Source organism: Bacteroides celer (genome assembly GCF_002632415.2).
Taxonomy (GTDB): Bacteria; Bacteroidota; Bacteroidia; order Bacteroidales; family Bacteroidaceae; genus Bacteroides.
This window is the reverse complement of sequence record NZ_CP178209.1, coordinates 3,789,874-3,807,013: the sequence shown is the minus strand read 5'-3', so window position 1 is coordinate 3,807,013 and position 17,140 is coordinate 3,789,874. Positions and strand designations below refer to the sequence as shown.

Annotated in this window: 19 protein-coding genes; 17 read left to right on the top strand and 2 right to left on the bottom strand. The window is 43.9% G+C overall.

All coding sequences use genetic code 11. The annotated features are described in order from the left end of the window. The first annotated feature begins 4 nt into the window (after window positions 1–4). The 8 genes from CJF29_RS15570 to CJF29_RS15535 all read left to right on the top strand — a co-directional run bounded on the left by CJF29_RS15570 (window position 5) and on the right by CJF29_RS15535 (window position 8,424). Window positions 5–1,294, top strand: coding sequence for a TolC family protein (locus CJF29_RS15570; RefSeq protein ID WP_099147195.1), 1,290 nt, complete (start codon window positions 5–7; stop codon window positions 1,292–1,294). Window positions 1,295–1,401: 107 nt separating this feature from the next. Further along, a complete protein-coding gene (nrfH, locus tag CJF29_RS15565; RefSeq protein WP_099147194.1) occupies window positions 1,402–2,001 on the top strand; it encodes a cytochrome c nitrite reductase small subunit in 600 nt (199 codons plus the stop codon). A 39-nt stretch (window positions 2,002–2,040) separates the two neighbouring features. Next, window positions 2,041–3,522 (top strand): ammonia-forming cytochrome c nitrite reductase, encoded by a 1,482-nt coding sequence (gene nrfA / locus CJF29_RS15560; RefSeq protein WP_099147193.1) that lies wholly within the window; start codon window positions 2,041–2,043, stop codon window positions 3,520–3,522. A 12-nt stretch (window positions 3,523–3,534) separates the two neighbouring features. Then, window positions 3,535–4,770 (top strand): cytochrome c biogenesis protein ResB, encoded by a 1,236-nt coding sequence (locus CJF29_RS15555; RefSeq protein ID WP_099147192.1) that lies wholly within the window; start codon window positions 3,535–3,537, stop codon window positions 4,768–4,770. After that, window positions 4,767–5,558, top strand: coding sequence for a cytochrome c biogenesis protein (locus tag CJF29_RS15550; RefSeq protein WP_074557958.1), 792 nt, complete (start codon window positions 4,767–4,769; stop codon window positions 5,556–5,558). The genes CJF29_RS15555 and CJF29_RS15550 overlap by 4 nt, the downstream gene beginning before the upstream one ends. A 29-nt stretch (window positions 5,559–5,587) precedes the next feature. Next, on the top strand, window positions 5,588–6,868 hold the full coding sequence (locus tag CJF29_RS15545; protein WP_008999995.1) for an alginate export family protein: 1,281 nt from the start codon (window positions 5,588–5,590) through the stop codon (window positions 6,866–6,868). Window positions 6,869–6,995: 127 nt separating this feature from the next. Continuing rightward, window positions 6,996–7,406 carry a hypothetical protein gene (locus tag CJF29_RS15540; RefSeq protein WP_002558307.1) on the top strand — a complete coding sequence of 137 codons (411 nt, stop codon included), beginning with the start codon at window positions 6,996–6,998 and terminating at the stop codon, window positions 7,404–7,406. Beyond that, entirely contained in the window at window positions 7,348–8,424 is a 1,077-nt protein-coding gene (locus tag CJF29_RS15535; protein ID WP_002558306.1) for a transposase, read from the top strand. Before CJF29_RS15540 ends, CJF29_RS15535 begins: the two co-directional genes overlap by 59 nt. A gap of 141 nt (window positions 8,425–8,565) precedes the next feature. Here the strand turns inward: CJF29_RS15535 and CJF29_RS15530 are convergent, their stop codons facing one another. Beyond that, window positions 8,566–9,255: a Crp/Fnr family transcriptional regulator gene (locus tag CJF29_RS15530; protein ID WP_074557955.1), complete on the bottom strand. Its 690-nt coding sequence runs from the start codon at window positions 9,253–9,255 to the stop codon at window positions 8,566–8,568. An 80-nt stretch (window positions 9,256–9,335) separates the two neighbouring features. Then, window positions 9,336–10,160, bottom strand: a complete 825-nt coding sequence (locus CJF29_RS15525; RefSeq protein WP_074557954.1) for a helix-turn-helix domain-containing protein — start codon at window positions 10,158–10,160, stop codon at window positions 9,336–9,338. A gap of 126 nt (window positions 10,161–10,286) precedes the next feature. Between CJF29_RS15525 and CJF29_RS15520 the strand changes: the two genes are divergently transcribed. The 9 genes from CJF29_RS15520 to CJF29_RS15480 all read left to right on the top strand — a co-directional run bounded on the left by CJF29_RS15520 (window position 10,287) and on the right by CJF29_RS15480 (window position 17,130). Beyond that, complete coding sequence (locus tag CJF29_RS15520; protein WP_074557952.1) at window positions 10,287–11,135, top strand: aldo/keto reductase; 849 nt, start codon at window positions 10,287–10,289, stop codon at window positions 11,133–11,135. A gap of 16 nt (window positions 11,136–11,151) precedes the next feature. Further along, window positions 11,152–11,460 carry a Dabb family protein gene (locus tag CJF29_RS15515; protein ID WP_074557951.1) on the top strand — a complete coding sequence of 103 codons (309 nt, stop codon included), beginning with the start codon at window positions 11,152–11,154 and terminating at the stop codon, window positions 11,458–11,460. Between the two features lie 6 nt (window positions 11,461–11,466). After that, complete coding sequence (locus CJF29_RS15510) at window positions 11,467–12,333, top strand: aldo/keto reductase (RefSeq protein ID WP_074557949.1); 867 nt, start codon at window positions 11,467–11,469, stop codon at window positions 12,331–12,333. A 4-nt stretch (window positions 12,334–12,337) separates the two neighbouring features. Beyond that, window positions 12,338–12,985, top strand: coding sequence for an NADPH-dependent F420 reductase (locus CJF29_RS15505; RefSeq protein WP_099146800.1), 648 nt, complete (start codon window positions 12,338–12,340; stop codon window positions 12,983–12,985). 18 nt (window positions 12,986–13,003) lie between these two features. Then, on the top strand, window positions 13,004–14,023 hold the full coding sequence (locus CJF29_RS15500; RefSeq protein ID WP_229092346.1) for an aldo/keto reductase: 1,020 nt from the start codon (window positions 13,004–13,006) through the stop codon (window positions 14,021–14,023). A gap of 44 nt (window positions 14,024–14,067) precedes the next feature. After that, complete coding sequence (locus tag CJF29_RS15495) at window positions 14,068–14,817, top strand: SDR family NAD(P)-dependent oxidoreductase (RefSeq protein ID WP_099146801.1); 750 nt, start codon at window positions 14,068–14,070, stop codon at window positions 14,815–14,817. Between the two features lie 24 nt (window positions 14,818–14,841). Beyond that, window positions 14,842–15,399 carry an NAD(P)H-dependent oxidoreductase gene (locus CJF29_RS15490; RefSeq protein WP_074557993.1) on the top strand — a complete coding sequence of 186 codons (558 nt, stop codon included), beginning with the start codon at window positions 14,842–14,844 and terminating at the stop codon, window positions 15,397–15,399. A 221-nt stretch (window positions 15,400–15,620) separates the two neighbouring features. Further along, a complete protein-coding gene (locus CJF29_RS15485) occupies window positions 15,621–16,160 on the top strand; it encodes a flavodoxin family protein (protein ID WP_074557945.1) in 540 nt (179 codons plus the stop codon). Window positions 16,161–16,308: 148 nt separating this feature from the next. Beyond that, a complete protein-coding gene (locus tag CJF29_RS15480; protein WP_074557943.1) occupies window positions 16,309–17,130 on the top strand; it encodes an MBL fold metallo-hydrolase in 822 nt (273 codons plus the stop codon). Window positions 17,131–17,140: the final 10 nt, after the last annotated feature.

The following is a 17,140-nucleotide window of genomic DNA, read 5'->3' as shown; positions in this document are numbered from 1 at the left end:
GACAATGAGACAGGATAAATATAAAAAAATAGTGATTTTCGTTTTGTGCGGATTCATGATGTTTCCTTTGTGTGCGCAAAAGACTTATACGCTTGAGCAATGCCGCTCTATGGCATTGGCACACAATATAAAAATGAAGAAAGCTCACACAGACTTGAAGGCTGCGGAGCAGACAAAGAAAGAAGCATTTACCGGTTATTTCCCTACGGTGGGAGCTACGGGAGCCGGATTTAATGCAAATAAAGGTTTGCTTGAAATGGAATTGGCTCCAGGGATGGGAATGTCTATGTTGAAGAATGGAATTGTGGGCAGCATTACGGCTACGCAGCCTTTGTTTACAGGCGGACAGATTGTGAATAGCAACAAACTGGCGAAGGTGAGCGTGGAAGTGAGTAAATGGCAGTTGCGTCAGTCGGAAAATGAAGTGAGTTATACCACGGAACAATATTACTGGCAGGTAGTCACTTTGCAGGAGAAGTTGACCACGCTCACTAGGGTGCAGAAAATGCTGGACCGTCTGTATCAGGATGTAGAAGTGGCGGTCAAAGCAGGAATGACCACAAGAAACGAACTGCTTCAGGTGGAACTGAAAAGGAATGAAGTAGCCAGCAACCGGATAAAGTTAGAGAATGCGTTGTCTCTTAGCAAAATGGTATTGGCACAATATATCGGTGAAACAGGCGACGGCTTTGAAATAGAGACGGATATTCCGGTGGAAGACATTCCGGTTTTTCCCGAACAACTTCGCAGGGACCATCATGCTTCATTAGTGCTGACTCCTGAATATCATCTGTTAGAGAAAAATGTGGAAGCTAACCGGCTGCAGAAAAATCTGGCAATCGGAAAGAATCTGCCTACGATTGCCATTGGCGCAGGATATATGTATGATGACCTGATGGATAAATCTCATCCTTTTGGTATTGCTTTTGCCACCGTTTCTATTCCCATATCTAACTGGTGGGGTGGTTCTCATGCCATTAAAAAGCAGAAGTTACAATTAAAGTATGCGGAATATGAACGGGATGATACGGGAGAATTGTTGATGATTAAGATGCAGAAAGCATGGAATGATGTCGATGATGCTTACAAACAAATTCTGATTGCCCGGAAGTCCATTGAACAGGCAACGGAGAATCTGAAATTGAATGAAGATTATTACAAGGCAGGCACCACAAGTATGAGTGATTTATTGGATGCACAGTCTATGTTTCAACAAAGTAGGGATACCTATGTGGATGCCTATTCTCAATATCAGATAAAGAAACTGGAATATCTGCTGGCTACAGGACGATAGATATACTGTTTTTTTACGTAATGAGTATTTTTTCTTTCGAAAGGTGTAATATCTATTACACCTTTTTTGTTTTCAATCCTTTACTTTTGTGAAAAATACTTTTTCGTATGATGAAGTTTCCAATAATAAATCGACTCTTTCCTTCTTATAAATGGAAGGTAGCGGCTGTCATCATTGGCGGTGTTATTGTGGGTGGAGGAGCACTGTTTATGTATATGCTCCGGGCGCATACCTATCTTGGAGATGACCCGGCTGCATGCGTGAATTGTCACATTATGACTCCTTACTATGCAACCTGGTTCCATAGTTCACATGCCCGGAATGCCACTTGCAATGATTGTCATGTGCCGCATGAAAATGCTGTGAAGAAATGGACCTTTAAAGGTATGGACGGTATGAAACACGTGGCTGCATTTCTTACCAAAAGCGAGCCGCAGGTCATTCAGGCTCATAAAGCCAGTTCCGAAGTGATTATGAATAATTGCATCCGCTGTCATACACAACTCAATACGGAATTTGTGAAGACGGGGAAGATCGATTATATGATGTCACAGGTAGGAGAGGGGAAGGCTTGCTGGGATTGCCATCGTGATGTTCCTCATGGTGGAAAGAATTCCCTGTCCGGTACTCCGAGAGCGATTGTTCCTCTTCCGGAATCGCCTGTTCCCGAATGGCTCCGGAAGATGGTGAATCAGAAAGATAAATAAGAAATGAAATACGTAATAAAATAATAAAACCGATATACAATGGAAAAGAAATTAAAATCATGGCAAGGATGGCTGTTGTTCGGAGGTTCAATGGTCGTTGTATTTGTTTTGGGATTATGCGTTTCTGCGTTGATGGAACGGAGGGCGGAAGTTGCCAGCATTTTCAATAACCGTAAAAACGTTATCAAGGGGATTGAAGCACGAAATGAACTGTTTAAGGATGACTTTCCCCGTGAATACCAGACTTGGACGGAGACTGCAAAGACTGACTTTGAGAGTGAATTTAATGGAAATATTGCTGTCGATGCTTTGGAAAAACGTCCTGAAATGGTGATTCTATGGGCGGGATATGCTTTCTCAAAAGATTATTCCACTCCACGGGGACACATGCATGCCATTGAGGATATTACGGCATCTTTGCGTACCGGTTCGCCCATGAGCCCGACCGAAGGTCCTCAACCGTCTACCTGTTGGACTTGTAAGAGTCCGGATGTTCCCCGTATGATGGAGGCATTAGGTGTCGATTCTTTCTATAACAATAAATGGGGGGCTATGGGTGCTGAAATTGTGAATCCTATCGGATGCTCCGATTGCCATGATCCCGAAACAATGAATCTTCATATCAGTCGTCCCGCTTTGATAGAGGCTTTCCAACGTCAGGGTAAAGACATCACTAAAGCTACTCCGCAGGAGATGCGTTCATTGGTATGTGCACAATGTCATGTGGAATATTATTTCAAAGGGGATGGTAAATACCTGACTTTCCCTTGGGACAAAGGTTTTACGGTAGAAGATATGGAGGCTTATTATGATGAGGCCGGTTTCTATGATTATATTCATAAATTGAGCCGTACTCCGATTCTGAAAGCGCAGCATCCTGACTATGAGATTTGTCAGATGGGTATCCACGGACAGAGAGGTGTTTCTTGTGCCGATTGTCACATGCCGTATAAGAGTGAAGGTGGTGTGAAATTCAGCGATCACCATATCCAAAGCCCGTTGGCTATGATTGACCGCACCTGTCAGGTTTGTCACCGCGAAAGTGAAGAGACTTTACGTAATAATGTGTACGAACGCCAACGTAAAGCGAATGAAATCCGTAACCGTCTGGAACAGGAATTGGCAAAAGCACATATCGAAGCTAAATTTGCCTGGGACAAGGGTGCTACAGAAACACAGATGAAAGATGTGCTCGCACTGATTCGTCAGGCACAATGGCGTTGGGACTTCGGAGTAGCTTCACACGGAGGTTCATTCCATGCACCGCAGGAAATTCAGAGAATTCTTTCTCATGGATTGGATCGTGCCATGCAAGCCCGTCTGGCTGTATCTAAAGTATTGGCAAAGAATGGATATACGGGAGATGTTCCGATGCCGGACATTTCAACAAAGGCAAAAGCACAGGAATATATCGGCTTGGATATGGATGCTGAAAGAGCGGCTAAGGAGAAATTCCTGAAAACAACTGTTCCGACATGGTTGGAGAAAGCGAAAGAAAACGGTCGTCTGGCACAGAAATAAGAGAATTTATATATGTGGAGCAAACCATGGAGTTATAAAGAAGGGCTGGTGATTGGCGCAGGATTACTGGTGATAGGGTTATTGCTGCAAATGACAGTGGGAGCCATTCATTGGGACCTGTTTGCCTGTCCGGTCAATGTGATTGTGTTAGTGGTTTATATCATTGCTTTGGTAGCCATGCACCTTCTTCGCAAACGTGTCTATTTATTCGGATGGTTGAGTCATTATTCCGCTGCTGTCTCGTCTCTATTGTGGGTGGTCGGCATGACGGTAGTGATGGGACTGATCCGGCAGGCTCCTTCCGGTCATGCTCCGGCTGATCTGCTGGGATTTTCGCAGATGATTTCTTCCTGGCCTTTTGTCCTGCTCTACTTTTGGATGGTCACCGCCTTGGGGCTGACAATCCTTCGCACCGGTTTTTCTTTGAAGATCAGCAGGATTTCTTTCCTTCTGAATCATATCGGATTGTTTATTGCACTGATAACAGCCACTTTGGGAAATGCCGATATGCAAAGGTTGAAAATGACAACCCGGATGGGAAGTGCCGAATGGCGGGCTACGGATGATAAAGGTCAACTGATTGAACTTCCGCTGGCTATCGAACTGAAGGATTTCACTATCGACGAATATCCTCCGAAACTGATGTTGATTGATAATGAAACCGGCCGTACGCTTCCCGAAAAATCTCCTGTACATGTATTGTTGGAAGAGAGAGTGACAAATGGCAGCTTGCAGGACTGGCAGCTAACTATTGAACAATCTATTCCGATAGCTGCTTCTGTGGCTACCGAAGATACTTTGAAGTTTACTGAATTTCATTCGATGGGAGCGACTTATGCTGTCTATCTGAAAGCAGTCAATCAGAAGACTCAAACAACTAAAGAGGGATGGGTAAGTTGCGGTAGTTTTCTTTTTCCCTATAAGGCAATCCGGCTGGATTCTTTAACCAGTATTGTAATGCCGGAACGGGAACCGCAACGATTTGCATCGGAAGTGAAGATTTACACACAAGAAGGAACGATCACGGAAGGAACTATTGAAGTGAACCGTCCGATGGAGATAGAAGGTTGGAAAATTTATCAACTTAGTTATGATGAAACAAAGGGACGATGGAGCGATGTCAGTGTCTTTGAGTTGGTTCGCGATCCGTGGTTGCCGGTTGTTTACACAGGAATAATAATGATGATGGCAGGAGCCATCTGTCTGTTTGTCAGCGCACAAAAGAGGAAAGAGGAGGACAAAGCATGAGTTGGGAATACTTTATACTATTTGCAATAGCTGCACTGGTTTGTTGGGCTTTGGGAGCTTTTGCTGCCTGGAAAGGTACAAAACCGGGATGGGCTTATGGATTTACTTTCTTAGGTCTGGCTATTTTCTTCAGTTTCATTATCGGAATGTGGATTTCATTAGAACGTCCTCCGATGCGGACAATGGGAGAGACACGGCTGTGGTATTCTTTCTTCCTTCCGTTGGCAGGATTGATAACCTATGCACGCTGGAAGTATAAATGGATTTTAAGTTTCAGTTGCATCCTTTCATTGGTCTTTATCTGTATCAATATCTTCAAACCGGAGATTCACAATAAGACGTTGATGCCTGCTTTGCAAAGTCCGTGGTTTGCCCCTCATGTCATTGTGTATATGTTTGCTTATGCTATGTTGGGAGCGGCGACGGTGATGGCTGTCTATCTGCTTTGGTTCAAAAAGAAGGAGATTGAACGGAAAGAAATGGATTTGTGTGACAACCTCACCTATGTAGGTCTGGCATTTATGACATTAGGTATGCTTACCGGAGCTATCTGGGCAAAAGAAGCCTGGGGACATTACTGGGCTTGGGACCCGAAAGAGACTTGGGCGGCAGCTACCTGGTTCGCTTATCTGGTGTATATCCATTTCAGATTAGGCAAGCCATTGAAGGCACGTCCTGCATTGATTATTCTGTTAGTATCATTTGTCCTGTTGCAAATGTGCTGGTATGGAATCAATTACCTTCCGGCCGCACAGGGAGTCAGTGTGCATACTTATAATTTAAATTGAAATATCGAATCACTTAAACTTCAATATCAATGAAAACACTTTATTGGTCATTCTTGCTTATGCTATTGCCAAGCATGGCATATACACAAAACACGGAGAAAGAGAATGAATTTACGATGTCTATGCAAATCAGACCTCGTGCGGAGTATCGGAATGGTGCACTGACTCCACGGGATGAAGGGGTAGCTCCCACATCTTTCATCAATAACCGTGCACGCCTCTCGATGGATTATAAACGTTCGGATCTGGAACTAAAGATGTCGGCACAGCATGTCGGTGTTTGGGGACAAGACCCGCAGATTGAGAAGAATGGGCGTTTTATGTTGAATGAGGCTTGGGCGAAACTGAACTTTGGTGAAGGGTTCTTTGCTCAACTGGGACGTCAGTCATTGATTTATGATGATGAACGTATTTTGGGAGGACTGGATTGGAATGTAGCGGGCCGTTACCACGATGCATTGAAGCTGGGATATGCCAACAAAAATAATGAAGTCCATCTGATTCTTGCTTTTAACCAGAATAATGACAATAGAACAAGTGGAGGTACTTACTATGATTCTTCTACCGGACAGCCTTATAAGAATATGCAAACCGTCTGGTATCATTATAAAGCGGACAATGTTCCGTTTGGAGCTTCTTTATTGTTTATGAATCTGGGATTGGAAACGGGTGATAAAGCCACGGATGATTCTCATACCCGCTATTTACAAACAATGGGTACTTACCTCACTTATAAGAATAGTAACTGGAATCTGGATGGTGCTTTCTACTATCAGATGGGTAAGAATAAAGCTGCGGAGAAAGTTTCAGCTTTGATGGGAAGCATACAAGCCGCCTATACGTTTAATCAGACATGGGGAGCCGTGGCTAGTTTTGATTATTTAAGCGGTGATAAAGGAAATGGCGGTAAGTATAAGGCTTTTGATCCTCTTTATGGAACCCATCATAAATTCTATGGAGCAATGGATTATTTTTATGCTTCTACATTTGCAAACGGTTATGCACCGGGATTGATGGATGCTCGTATCGGAGGTCGTTTCCGTCTATCTGACAAGGTAGATATGGAACTTAATTACCATTACTTTAGTACAGCAGTTAAAGTTCAGGATTTAAAGAAATCATTAGGTTCGGAAGTTGATTATCAGATTAACTGGTCAATCATGAAAGATGTGAAACTCTCTGCCGGATATTCTTTTATGCGTGGCACGAAGACAATGGATGCTGTGAAAACGGGCAATCATAAAAGCTGGCAGGACTGGGGTTGGGTATCATTGAATATCAATCCGAAAATATTGTTTGTAAAGTGGTAAATCCAAGGAAATAATAAGAATTAAATAGAGAGAGATTTTTGGGGCACGTGTAAAAACCTGTGTTTTCGTTTGTTATTTTTTGCTATAAAAAATCTTTGTAGTACCTTTGTTTTGCAATCATATAGCAATGTCAGAGAATCCATTAGTAAAGCTATTAAGCTACATACTCCCTTCGGAGTTCAACGAATATTTTGACCTTACCGATGTTAAGGAAGAAGAACGTGGCGTGGAGAAGATTCTCCATCTGTATCTTCACGAGAAGAACCTTCAGCCGGATGGTCACACAGAGCTGTCTCCCAACGGTTTCTACCCGGAATCATGCATCAACCACTTTCCTCTCAACGAGCACCGTACCGTTCTGCACGTATGCCGTCGCCGTTGGAAGGACGGTTTGGGCAGGACGTATAGCAGAGATTGGGAGTTGACAGCAAAAGGAACACGGCACACTAAGGAGTTTGCCGCTTTTTTAAAAGAATTCCTTGGATACATCCCCGATTACAGCCAGATCACTCCAGAAACCGTATCACATCAAGGCTGACGAGTTCGAACGTGCCTACAAGGATTTCCTCAGCGGTTACCGCACCTGGAAAGAATTGTCACATGCGGAGGACTGGCTTGTCTTCTATAAGAACATAGGGCCACAACTGAGCATTGACGAGACAGCGCTCTCTGACGGTGAACTTTATACAATAATCTCCAACAAGGCTGCCCATGGCGGCAAGGGAGCTATCGTGGCCATTATCAAGGGGACAAAGGTCGAGGATGTCGTAAAGGCGTTGATGCGCATCCTTTGGTACGAGAGGGCTAAGGTGCTGGAGGTAACGATGGACTTCTCCGAGAGCATGCATTCCATAGTAAAGCAGTGCTTCCCGTATGCCACGATAACCATCGACCGCTTCCATGTCCAGAAGGACTGCTACGATGCCATGCAGCAAGTGCGTATCAGGCACAGGCGCGAGGCCCAACGTACCGAAGTGGAAGCGCGCGAGCAGCACAAGCTCCGTAACAAGAAGAATGCCGAGGCACGAAAGAGACGTCTTGAGAAGAATGGAGGCAAACGGAAAGGAAAACAAGGACGGAAGCCTAACCGCAAGAATGAGAAGTACGAGCCTGTGAGGCTGTCAAACGGAGATACCGTCTGTGAACTCCTGACGCGCTCACGCTATTTGCTGATGACATCGGCAGATAAATGGACAGCGACTCAGAAAATCCGTGCAAGGCTGCTGTTTGAACTCTATCCTGATATGAAGACCGCATATTCAATCTCGCACTCTTTGCGCATGATTTTCAATAACAAAAACGCCACAAGGGAAAGCGGGAAGAAAAGCCTCGCCCAATGGTATGCAAAAGTCGGAGAGTTCGGAGACGAAAACTTCAACACTGTTGCAGCAACCATCTATGAACGGCAGGGAGAGATTCTCAACTACTTCATCAATCGGTCTACCAATGCGTCTGCTGAATCTCTTAATTCAAAGATCAAGCAGTTTCGAGCACAACTACATGGGGTTATAGATGTAAAGTTCTTCTTATTCAGACTCTCAAAGATATTTGGCTAAACACAGGTTTTTGCAAGTACCCCGAATTTTTGAAAAGTTTTGAGTTTATAAAATCATCCTTACTACACATATTGCAGTAGGGATGATTTTTTGTTTTAGAGACTTCCCTGATAATTATCTTTATTGTTATGGAATAGATTATTACAGATATTTCTCTAAAGTTATTTGATCTAAAATCTCTATTCGTTTTCCTTCCATAGTGACAAGTCCTTCTTTAATCATCTTATTGATTTCCTTAGATAGAGCGGGACGTGACACATTTAAGTATTCGGCGAGTTGGGATTGAGTATGCATGATATCTACCACCAATGAATCTTTTTTCTTATGTTCATATAGATAAACAATAAATCTTTCCCGCACTGTTTTACGTGAAAGAGGTTTCAGACGGGACACTGTGCAGATATTACAATTACCGGCGATGCAAAGAAAATTATGAAGAACCTGTGGATCCTGACTGATAACCTTAAAGGTCGATTCCTTGGTTGCCATCAATACCACACTGTTTTCGAGAGCGGTAAAAGTGGCGGGCAATGTATTGTTTGAACTGAAGAGGTGCGGAGTGGCAAAGGTACGTGGAGCGATAATATATTCAATCATCACCTCGTTTCCAAGTCCGTCTATAATGTCTGTGCGTAGTTTGCCTTCCAATAATACATATAGTTTATTGCATGGAGTACCTTGTGTTACAACGATCTCTTTTTTTTCTGCTGCATAGACTACAAATTCCAGCTTTTCAAGCAAAGAAAGTTTGATGTTCAGAGGTAAGTCCCGGAAGAGAGGGATTTGAAACAGCTTTTCTTTATGTGAGTCGGTCAGTAGTATTTTCTTCATTAGTATTATATTGTTCGTATCCTGAACAAAGATAGGGATAAAAAATGAGAATAAGGGCAAATGGACGTAAGAAAGTATTATCAAATAGATGTATCATTCCGATACTCTGACGGAGTTACTTTTATTTTCTTCTGCACATAGCGGCTAAAATAAGAGACAGAGGAAAAATTCAACCGTTCTGCAATTGCTGTCAAGGAAAGCTCTTTTTGCCGCAGCAGACGGGTGATTTCTTGAAGTGTAAAGCGGTCAATCCAATAAGTCGCAGGTTTGCCACTTACCTTTTTGCATATCTCCGACAGATAATGAGGCGTTATGCAAAGTTGAGAAGCATAAAAATCAAGATCACGGTTTTGGATATACTCGCCGTTATATAATAGTTCTATGAATTTTCGTAGCAACGAAGTTATATGTTCCGATACTTGCACGTTATTCTGACTGCGTGCATGAATATCATAAAGGTCGAGAATATGTGCCGTAAGCAGACTTCCCATCAACTCCTCCCAAAACAGATGCTCTTTGTCTGCTAAACGCTGTCGAATACAATGCATCGCCTGCTCACATACTTGAAAATCATGGGCAGAAAGTTTCATAACCGGATTCTGTAAAAGCGACAGATACCCGATAATACCGTAATTGCTGCGGATGGCAATTGAGGAAACGAACGCATCCGAAAGGTTCATCAGGATGCCTTGAAAGTCTTCGGAATCCGAAAATTCCGATGCGAGCGTGGCGTTGGGTAGAATTACATAATCCCCGGCCGCGATGTTATAACGGGTATCTTGAAATGTGAAACCCATATTTCCTCCGCTGCAAAGAATATGGATTACTCTTCCTGCATATCGTAAGGTATTAAACTCCTGCAATGTATCAGCAAAAATAATCCCATCGAAGTCTGTATGTTTCATTTATTCTTTCATTTCCTGCAAAAATAACGAAAAACCACGAATAGTGAAAATTCCTCCCCGAATAATGCAACGATAAAATGATAGGCATTCTGTAATTTTGCATCAGAATTAAAAAACATAAAGGATATGAAAAATGTAAGATTAAGCAATGGTGTAATGATGCCTGCCATCGGGTTTGGTGTCTTTCAGATTCCTGAAAACGAAACGGAACGTGTGGTGCTCGATGCCATTGGGGTCGGTTATCGGAAATTCGATACGGCTGCGGCCTATTTCAATGAGGAGCAGTTGGGAAACGCCATTCGGCAAAGCGGCATTAAACGAGAGGAGTTTTTCATAACCACCAAATTGTGGGTGCAAGACTACGAATACGACGATGCTCTACGGGCTTTCGACCTCTCGATGAGAAAGCTCGGATTGGATTACCTTGACCTCTATTTGATGCACAAACCATACGGGAATTACTATGCCGCATGGCGGGCTATGGAGCGGCTCTATAAAGAGGGACGTATCCGGGCTATTGGGGTTACGAGTTTCTCCAACGAACGTCTGCAAGACCTTTTCTTACATAACGAAATAAAACCTGTCGTAAACCAGCTTGAAACACATCCGTTTTTCCAGCAGCAGGCTGCCAATGCCTTCTTACAGCAGGAAGGTATCCAACACGAGGCCTGGGCGCCTTTTGCCGAAGGGCAGAATGACATATTCAATCATCCCACATTGAAAGCGATAGCAGAGCGACACGATAAGGGCGTCGGGGCCGTGATTCTTCGCTGGCTGAATCAACGTGACATCGTGGTTATCCCGAAATCCGTACACAAGGAACGGATGATCGAGAACTTCAATATCCTCGATTTTACGCTGTCCAAAGAGGAAATGGATACTATCGCCCTGCTGGAGACAGGAAAAAGCCCCATCTACGACGATATGGACTTACCTACGGTAAAAGGTATCGGGTTACATCGCATACACGAATAATTTATAAAAAAGAAATATGTTACGTCATATATTTATCATCAACGTCAAGGAAGGAATTTCCGATGACGTGGTAGAACAAAAGATGGCTGAAATGCGTGCCATGAAAGAGATAGAAACGGTTATTGAAGACATCACGGTCGGTCGTACACGCGGACTGTTTGGACGTCCCGATGCCGTGATGATGGTCGTCGATCTTAAAGACAAGGCCGCTTTCGACGTATTGCTCCGGAGTCGGACACACATCGACATTGCGGAAAAAGCGGAAGAGGCTTTCGATATGCAGAGCGCCGATATTGCTCAAATAGAATATGAACCCTTAAAATAGAATTATATGCAGACTGTAAAATTGAACAACGGCATTAAAATGCCGATATTAGGATATGGTGTTTTTCAGGTATCGCCCGAAGAGTGCGAGCGTTGTGTACTCAATGCCATCAGCGTAGGTTATCGGTTGATAGATACGGCGCAGGCTTATTATAACGAAGAGGGCGTGGGTAATGCCATCGCCAAATGCGGTGTGTCCCGTGATGAACTTTTTCTCACGACAAAGGTGTGGATTACCAATGCGGGCGAGGAAAAGGCAACCCGCAGCATCGACGAATCGCTCCGTAAGTTACGCACCGATTACATCGACCTGCTTCTTATCCACCAGCCGTTTAGCGACTATCCGGGAACATGGCGGGCTATGGAGAAAGCATTAAAGGCCGGAAAAGTCCGTGCTATCGGACTCTCGAACTTCTATCCCGACCGCTTCGTGGACATGGCTGAATGTGCCGAAATCAAACCCGCCATAAATCAGCTGAAAACCAATGTATTCAGTCAGCAGTGGGACGCTGAAGCCGAAATGAATCCTTATGATACACGTATCATGGCTTGGGCGCCGCTGGCACAAGGCGATCCCGACCTTCTGACCAATCCCGTACTGACGGCCTTAGCCGAGCGATACGATAAAACGGTACAGCAAGTCGCTCTGCGTTATTTGGTGCAACGCGGCATCATTGCCATTCCGAAAAGCACGCGCATTGAGCGAATGAAACAAAATCTGGATGTATTCGATTTTGCACTCACACCGGAAGATATGGAAAGCATCCGTCCGCTCGACAAACCGGCCGACTTCCGCTGGTCGCACCGTAATCCCGAACTCGTAAAATTCCTTCTGAATTACGACAAGCAATTTAACCCGAACAATAAAAAATGAAAGTATGAAATACGGAATCTTAGGAACAGGCGATGTGGCTCACGCCATCGCCACGAAATTGACCGAACTCGGTCACGAAGTTATGATGGGGGCGCGTAATGCCACCAACGAAAAAGCTGCGAACTGGGCGAAAACTAATGGCGAGCGGGCTTCTCACGGCACTTTTGCCGATGCTGCACGATTCGGTGAAAGAGTATTCAACTGCGTGCAGGGCATCCACTCGCTCGAAGCTCTAAACGCTGCCGGAAAAGAAAATCTGAACGGGAAACTGTTGATCGACTTGGCAAATCCATACATCTACAAAGACGGACATATCTCGCTCGATTCGAGATGGAGCGGAACAACCAGCTTGGGAGAAGAAGCCCAAAAAATTCTGCCGGACGCAAAAGTCGTAAAAACACTGAACTATCTCTGCAATCATTTGATGGTTCATCCGAAGCAACTACCGGAAGCCATTACGGGCTTCTATTGCGGTAACGATGCTGACGCGAAAGCTGAAGTAGCGGTTTTATTAAAGGATTTCGGCTGGGAGGATACCCTTGACTTAGGAAATATCAGTATGTCCCGCTACACTGAAATGCTCGGTGCGTTTTGGGTAGCCGCGCTTAGTGCTACCGGGAATATGGATTGGGGCATAAAACTCGTAAGATAAACAAGTAAAAGATACAGAATGATGAAAACAAGAAAATTCGGAACATTGGAAATCTCTGCTGTCGGTCTTGGCTGTATGGGGTTCACGCATGGTTACGGGACTTGTCCGAGTGAAGAAGAATCTATTCGTCTTATCCGTAAAGCCTATGACGAAGGCTGTACCTTCTTCGATACAGCAGAAATATACAGTTGTTATAAGAATGAAGAACTCGTAGGAAAAGCATTAAAGCCTTTCCGCCATGAAATAACAATCTCTACAAAATTCACTCCGGCTGTCCTGCCCGGACAAGAGAATCCGGAAGGCAAACTCAGTCGTATCGGCATCCGACAAGCCGTCGAAGGTTCTTTACGACGTTTGCAAACCGACTATATCGACCTTTACACGGAACACCGTGTGCCCAAAGAGAATGATCCCGCAGAGGTTGCCTATTGGATGGGGGAATTGATTAAGGAAGGAAAAATCCGTGCATGGGGACAATCCGAGCCTACCCTCGAACAACTCAAGGCGGCACATGCCGTTACGCCTATAACAGCCGTACAGAGCGAATACTCGCTGATGGAACGCAAGTGGGAGGCGGACGTCATTCCTTATTGCAAGGCTGAAGGCATCGGCTTTGTTGCTTATTCACCTATGGCAGGAGGTTTTTTAAGCGGTAAATACCACTCTGCGCATGAATTTAAGGGAGATGATGTAAGGCGTGTGATTACTCGTTATTCCGAAGAAAATATGCGTGCCAATCAAGTCCTGCTCGATCTTATCAATCGCTATGCAGAAGAGAAGCACTGTATCGCCGCACAAATATCTTTAGCTTGGGTGATGTATTCCGGTCATATTGTTCCTATACCCGGTATGCGTAGCGATGCCCGTATTCTTGAAAATTTGGGTGCTGCGGAAGTGGCTATTACGGCTGATGAATATGCTGCTATGAACGAAGCATTAAGTCATATTATTATACATGGAAATCGCACGGACGAGGATATTGCCAAGATGGGGACTATCGAAGGACATCAGCAGACAGTAGCCAAGGCGGAGAGATAGAGAATTAAAATCAACAAAATCAAATAAGAAAATCAATAAGAAATATGTATTCATCATTAAATCATAAAACAGCTCTTGTAACCGGAGCCGGAACAGGTATCGGAAGAGCTATTGCCCAACGTCTGGCCGATGAAGGCGCTAACGTATTGATTGTAGGCCGCACGGAACCGACACTTGCCGAAACAGCCTCCTATAGTGATAAGATAACCTTTCTTGCTGCCGATCTCGAAGTGGAAGCCGGAATAGAATCTATTATCCAGATTATCGGAGAACGGTACGGTCGTCTCGATATTCTCGTCAATAATGCCGGATGGGCGCCCGTCACCCCGTTTGCAACGATGAAAATCGACGAATACGATAAGGTATTTGCTATCAACGTGCGTGCCGTCGTCATGCTGACACAAGCCTGCCTGCCGATGATAAAAGCAGTAAAAGGCAATATCCTGAATGTCACGACAACCATGACAACCAATCCTATCGCAACGATGGCAAACTATGCCGCCTCGAAAGCTGCTGTCTATACCATGACACGTGCATGGGCAAAAGAGTTGGCTAAAGATGGCGTGCGTGTCAATTCACTCGGCGTAGGGCCTATCGAAACCCCTATCTACGGCAAGACCGAACTTTCGGACGAAGCCGCGAAAGCCCACAAAGATATGGTAACTAAAAGCGTACCTCTCGGTCGAATGGGACAAGCCGAAGAGGTTGCCGCTGTCGTCGCTTTTCTGACAAGCGACGAAGCCAGTTTCGTAACCGGGGCCGACTATAAAGTGGACGGCGGTGTAGGTACATAAGAAATAACAATAAAAAGAATGAATATGAAAAATGTATTGATTATCAGCGGCCATACAGACCTTGCCGCATCCGTAGCCAATAAAACGATTCTCGAAACCTTGAATGAACGGCTGCCGGAAGCCGAAATCGTAAAGCTGGACGAACTCTATCCCGACTTCAAAATCGACGTGGAAGCCGAACAGCAGAAATTGCTCCGGGCAGACATCATCGTGTTGCAGTTCCCCCTTTTCTGGTACTCCGCACCCTCCATATTGGAACGCTGGATGGAAGAGACTTTCCGTCACGGTTTTTCACACGGAAGTACCGGAGACAAGCTCAAAGGCAAGAAACTCGTTCTCTCTTTCACAACGGGAGCACCCGAAGCACTGTATAGCCATGAGGGGGCGATGGGCTACACTATCGACGAATTTCTGCCCTGCTACAAAGCCACCTGTCGGCTGACGCAGATGGAGTATTGCGGCTGTGTATATACTTGTGGCGTGAGCTACGGTAGTCGTACTGCTCCCGAACTCATTGAACAGCAGAAAGCTATGTCGGTGGAACATGCAGAACGTCTCATAAAGTTACTAGAGACGCTCTGATGCTCGAGGAGAAATATATAACTGTGATAATACAGCCATCATGAATGTAGAATAAATATGTACAAGGGATTGGATAAAAATAATGGCAAAACATGGAATCTGTAATTTAGGTATCTTTCTCTGTAATTTATCTACATTCGATATACTTTTATTTCCCTACTTTTGCAAAGTGAATCATTGATAGAAAGAATTCTGAAAATAAAAAGTAATAAAGTAAAGTTATGGCTAAAAAGGTTTTGATTATTTCATCCAGTCCACGTAAAGGTGGTAATTCTGAGTTATTATGTGATGAATTTATGAAAGGTGCTCTCGAAGCAGGTAATGAAGTGGAGAAGATTTTTCTGAAAGACAAAACAGTTCATCCTTGTACGGGGTGCAGTGTTTGCAGTATGTATGGCAAACCTTGTCCGCAGAAAGATGATGCAGCGGAAATTGTAGAGAAGATGATTGCTGCAGATGTGATTGTGATGGCAACTCCGGTCTATTTTTATACCATGTGCGGACAGATGAAGATTATGATCGACCGCTGCTGTGCACGCTATACGGAAATAACCAATAAGGAATTTTATTTCATTATTGCGGCTGCGGAAAACGATAAAGCAATGATGGAACGTACCATTGATGGTTTCCGTGGCTTCCTCGATTGTCTGGAAGGACCGCAGGAAAAGGGAACGGTTTATGGAATTGGTGCATGGAAGGTAGGGGAAATTAAAGATACTCCCTATATGCAGGAAGCTTACAAGATGGGAAAAATGGTATAACCTTTTGAAGGATAAAAATAAGGATTCAATCAGAAAGATTGAAAAGTCAAGAATTTTAATTGATTAGATTGCTTGTTCTGCCACAGAATTATTATAATTTTGTGGCAGAACTTTTTATTTTACATTATTTGTTTGATAACTAAACATCATGAGCTATAAAATAACGACTCTTGTGGAGAATTGTGTCTATGGACGTAAATTGCAGGCAGAGCATGGTCTTTCTCTCTATATTGAGATCCAAGGGGATAGAATTCTTTTCGATACGGGAGCATCTGACTTGTTTATCCGTAATGCCCGTCTGTTGCACATTGATTTACAAAAAGTTGATTATTTAATATTATCCCACGGTCATAGTGACCATACGGGTGGACTGCGTTATTTTCTGGAATTGAATACACAGGCAACCGTTGTCTGTAAACGTGAAATCTTTTTTCCTAAATTCAAGGATGAACGCGAGAATGGAATGAAGCATACGCAAAATCTTGATCTTTCCCGTTTTCGCTTTATCACAGAGCAGACCGAACTGCTTCCCGGAGTCTTTCTTTTTCCATCTATTGATATTATCAATGAGGAGGATACCCATTTTGAACGCTTCTGGGTTCAGAAAGAAGATGGTTGCAAAATACCGGATACCTTTCAGGATGAATTGGCAATGGTGTTAGTGGAACCGGAAGGAGTTTCTGTGTTAAGTGCCTGTTCTCACCGGGGGATCACCAATATCTTGCGTACCGTTCGGGCTGCATTTCCTGAATCTCCCTGCAAGTTAATTCTCGGAGGTTTTCACATTCATAATGCGGAAAAACAAAAATATCAGATCATTGCAGATTATTTGCAGGAATACCTTCCCCGGCAAATTGGCGTTTGTCATTGTACGGGAGTGGATAAATACGCTTTCTTTTTCAAAGATTTTGGTGACAGAGCATTTTATAATTACACGGGAAAACTAATTCAAACTGATTTTTCGGAATAAATATATAATA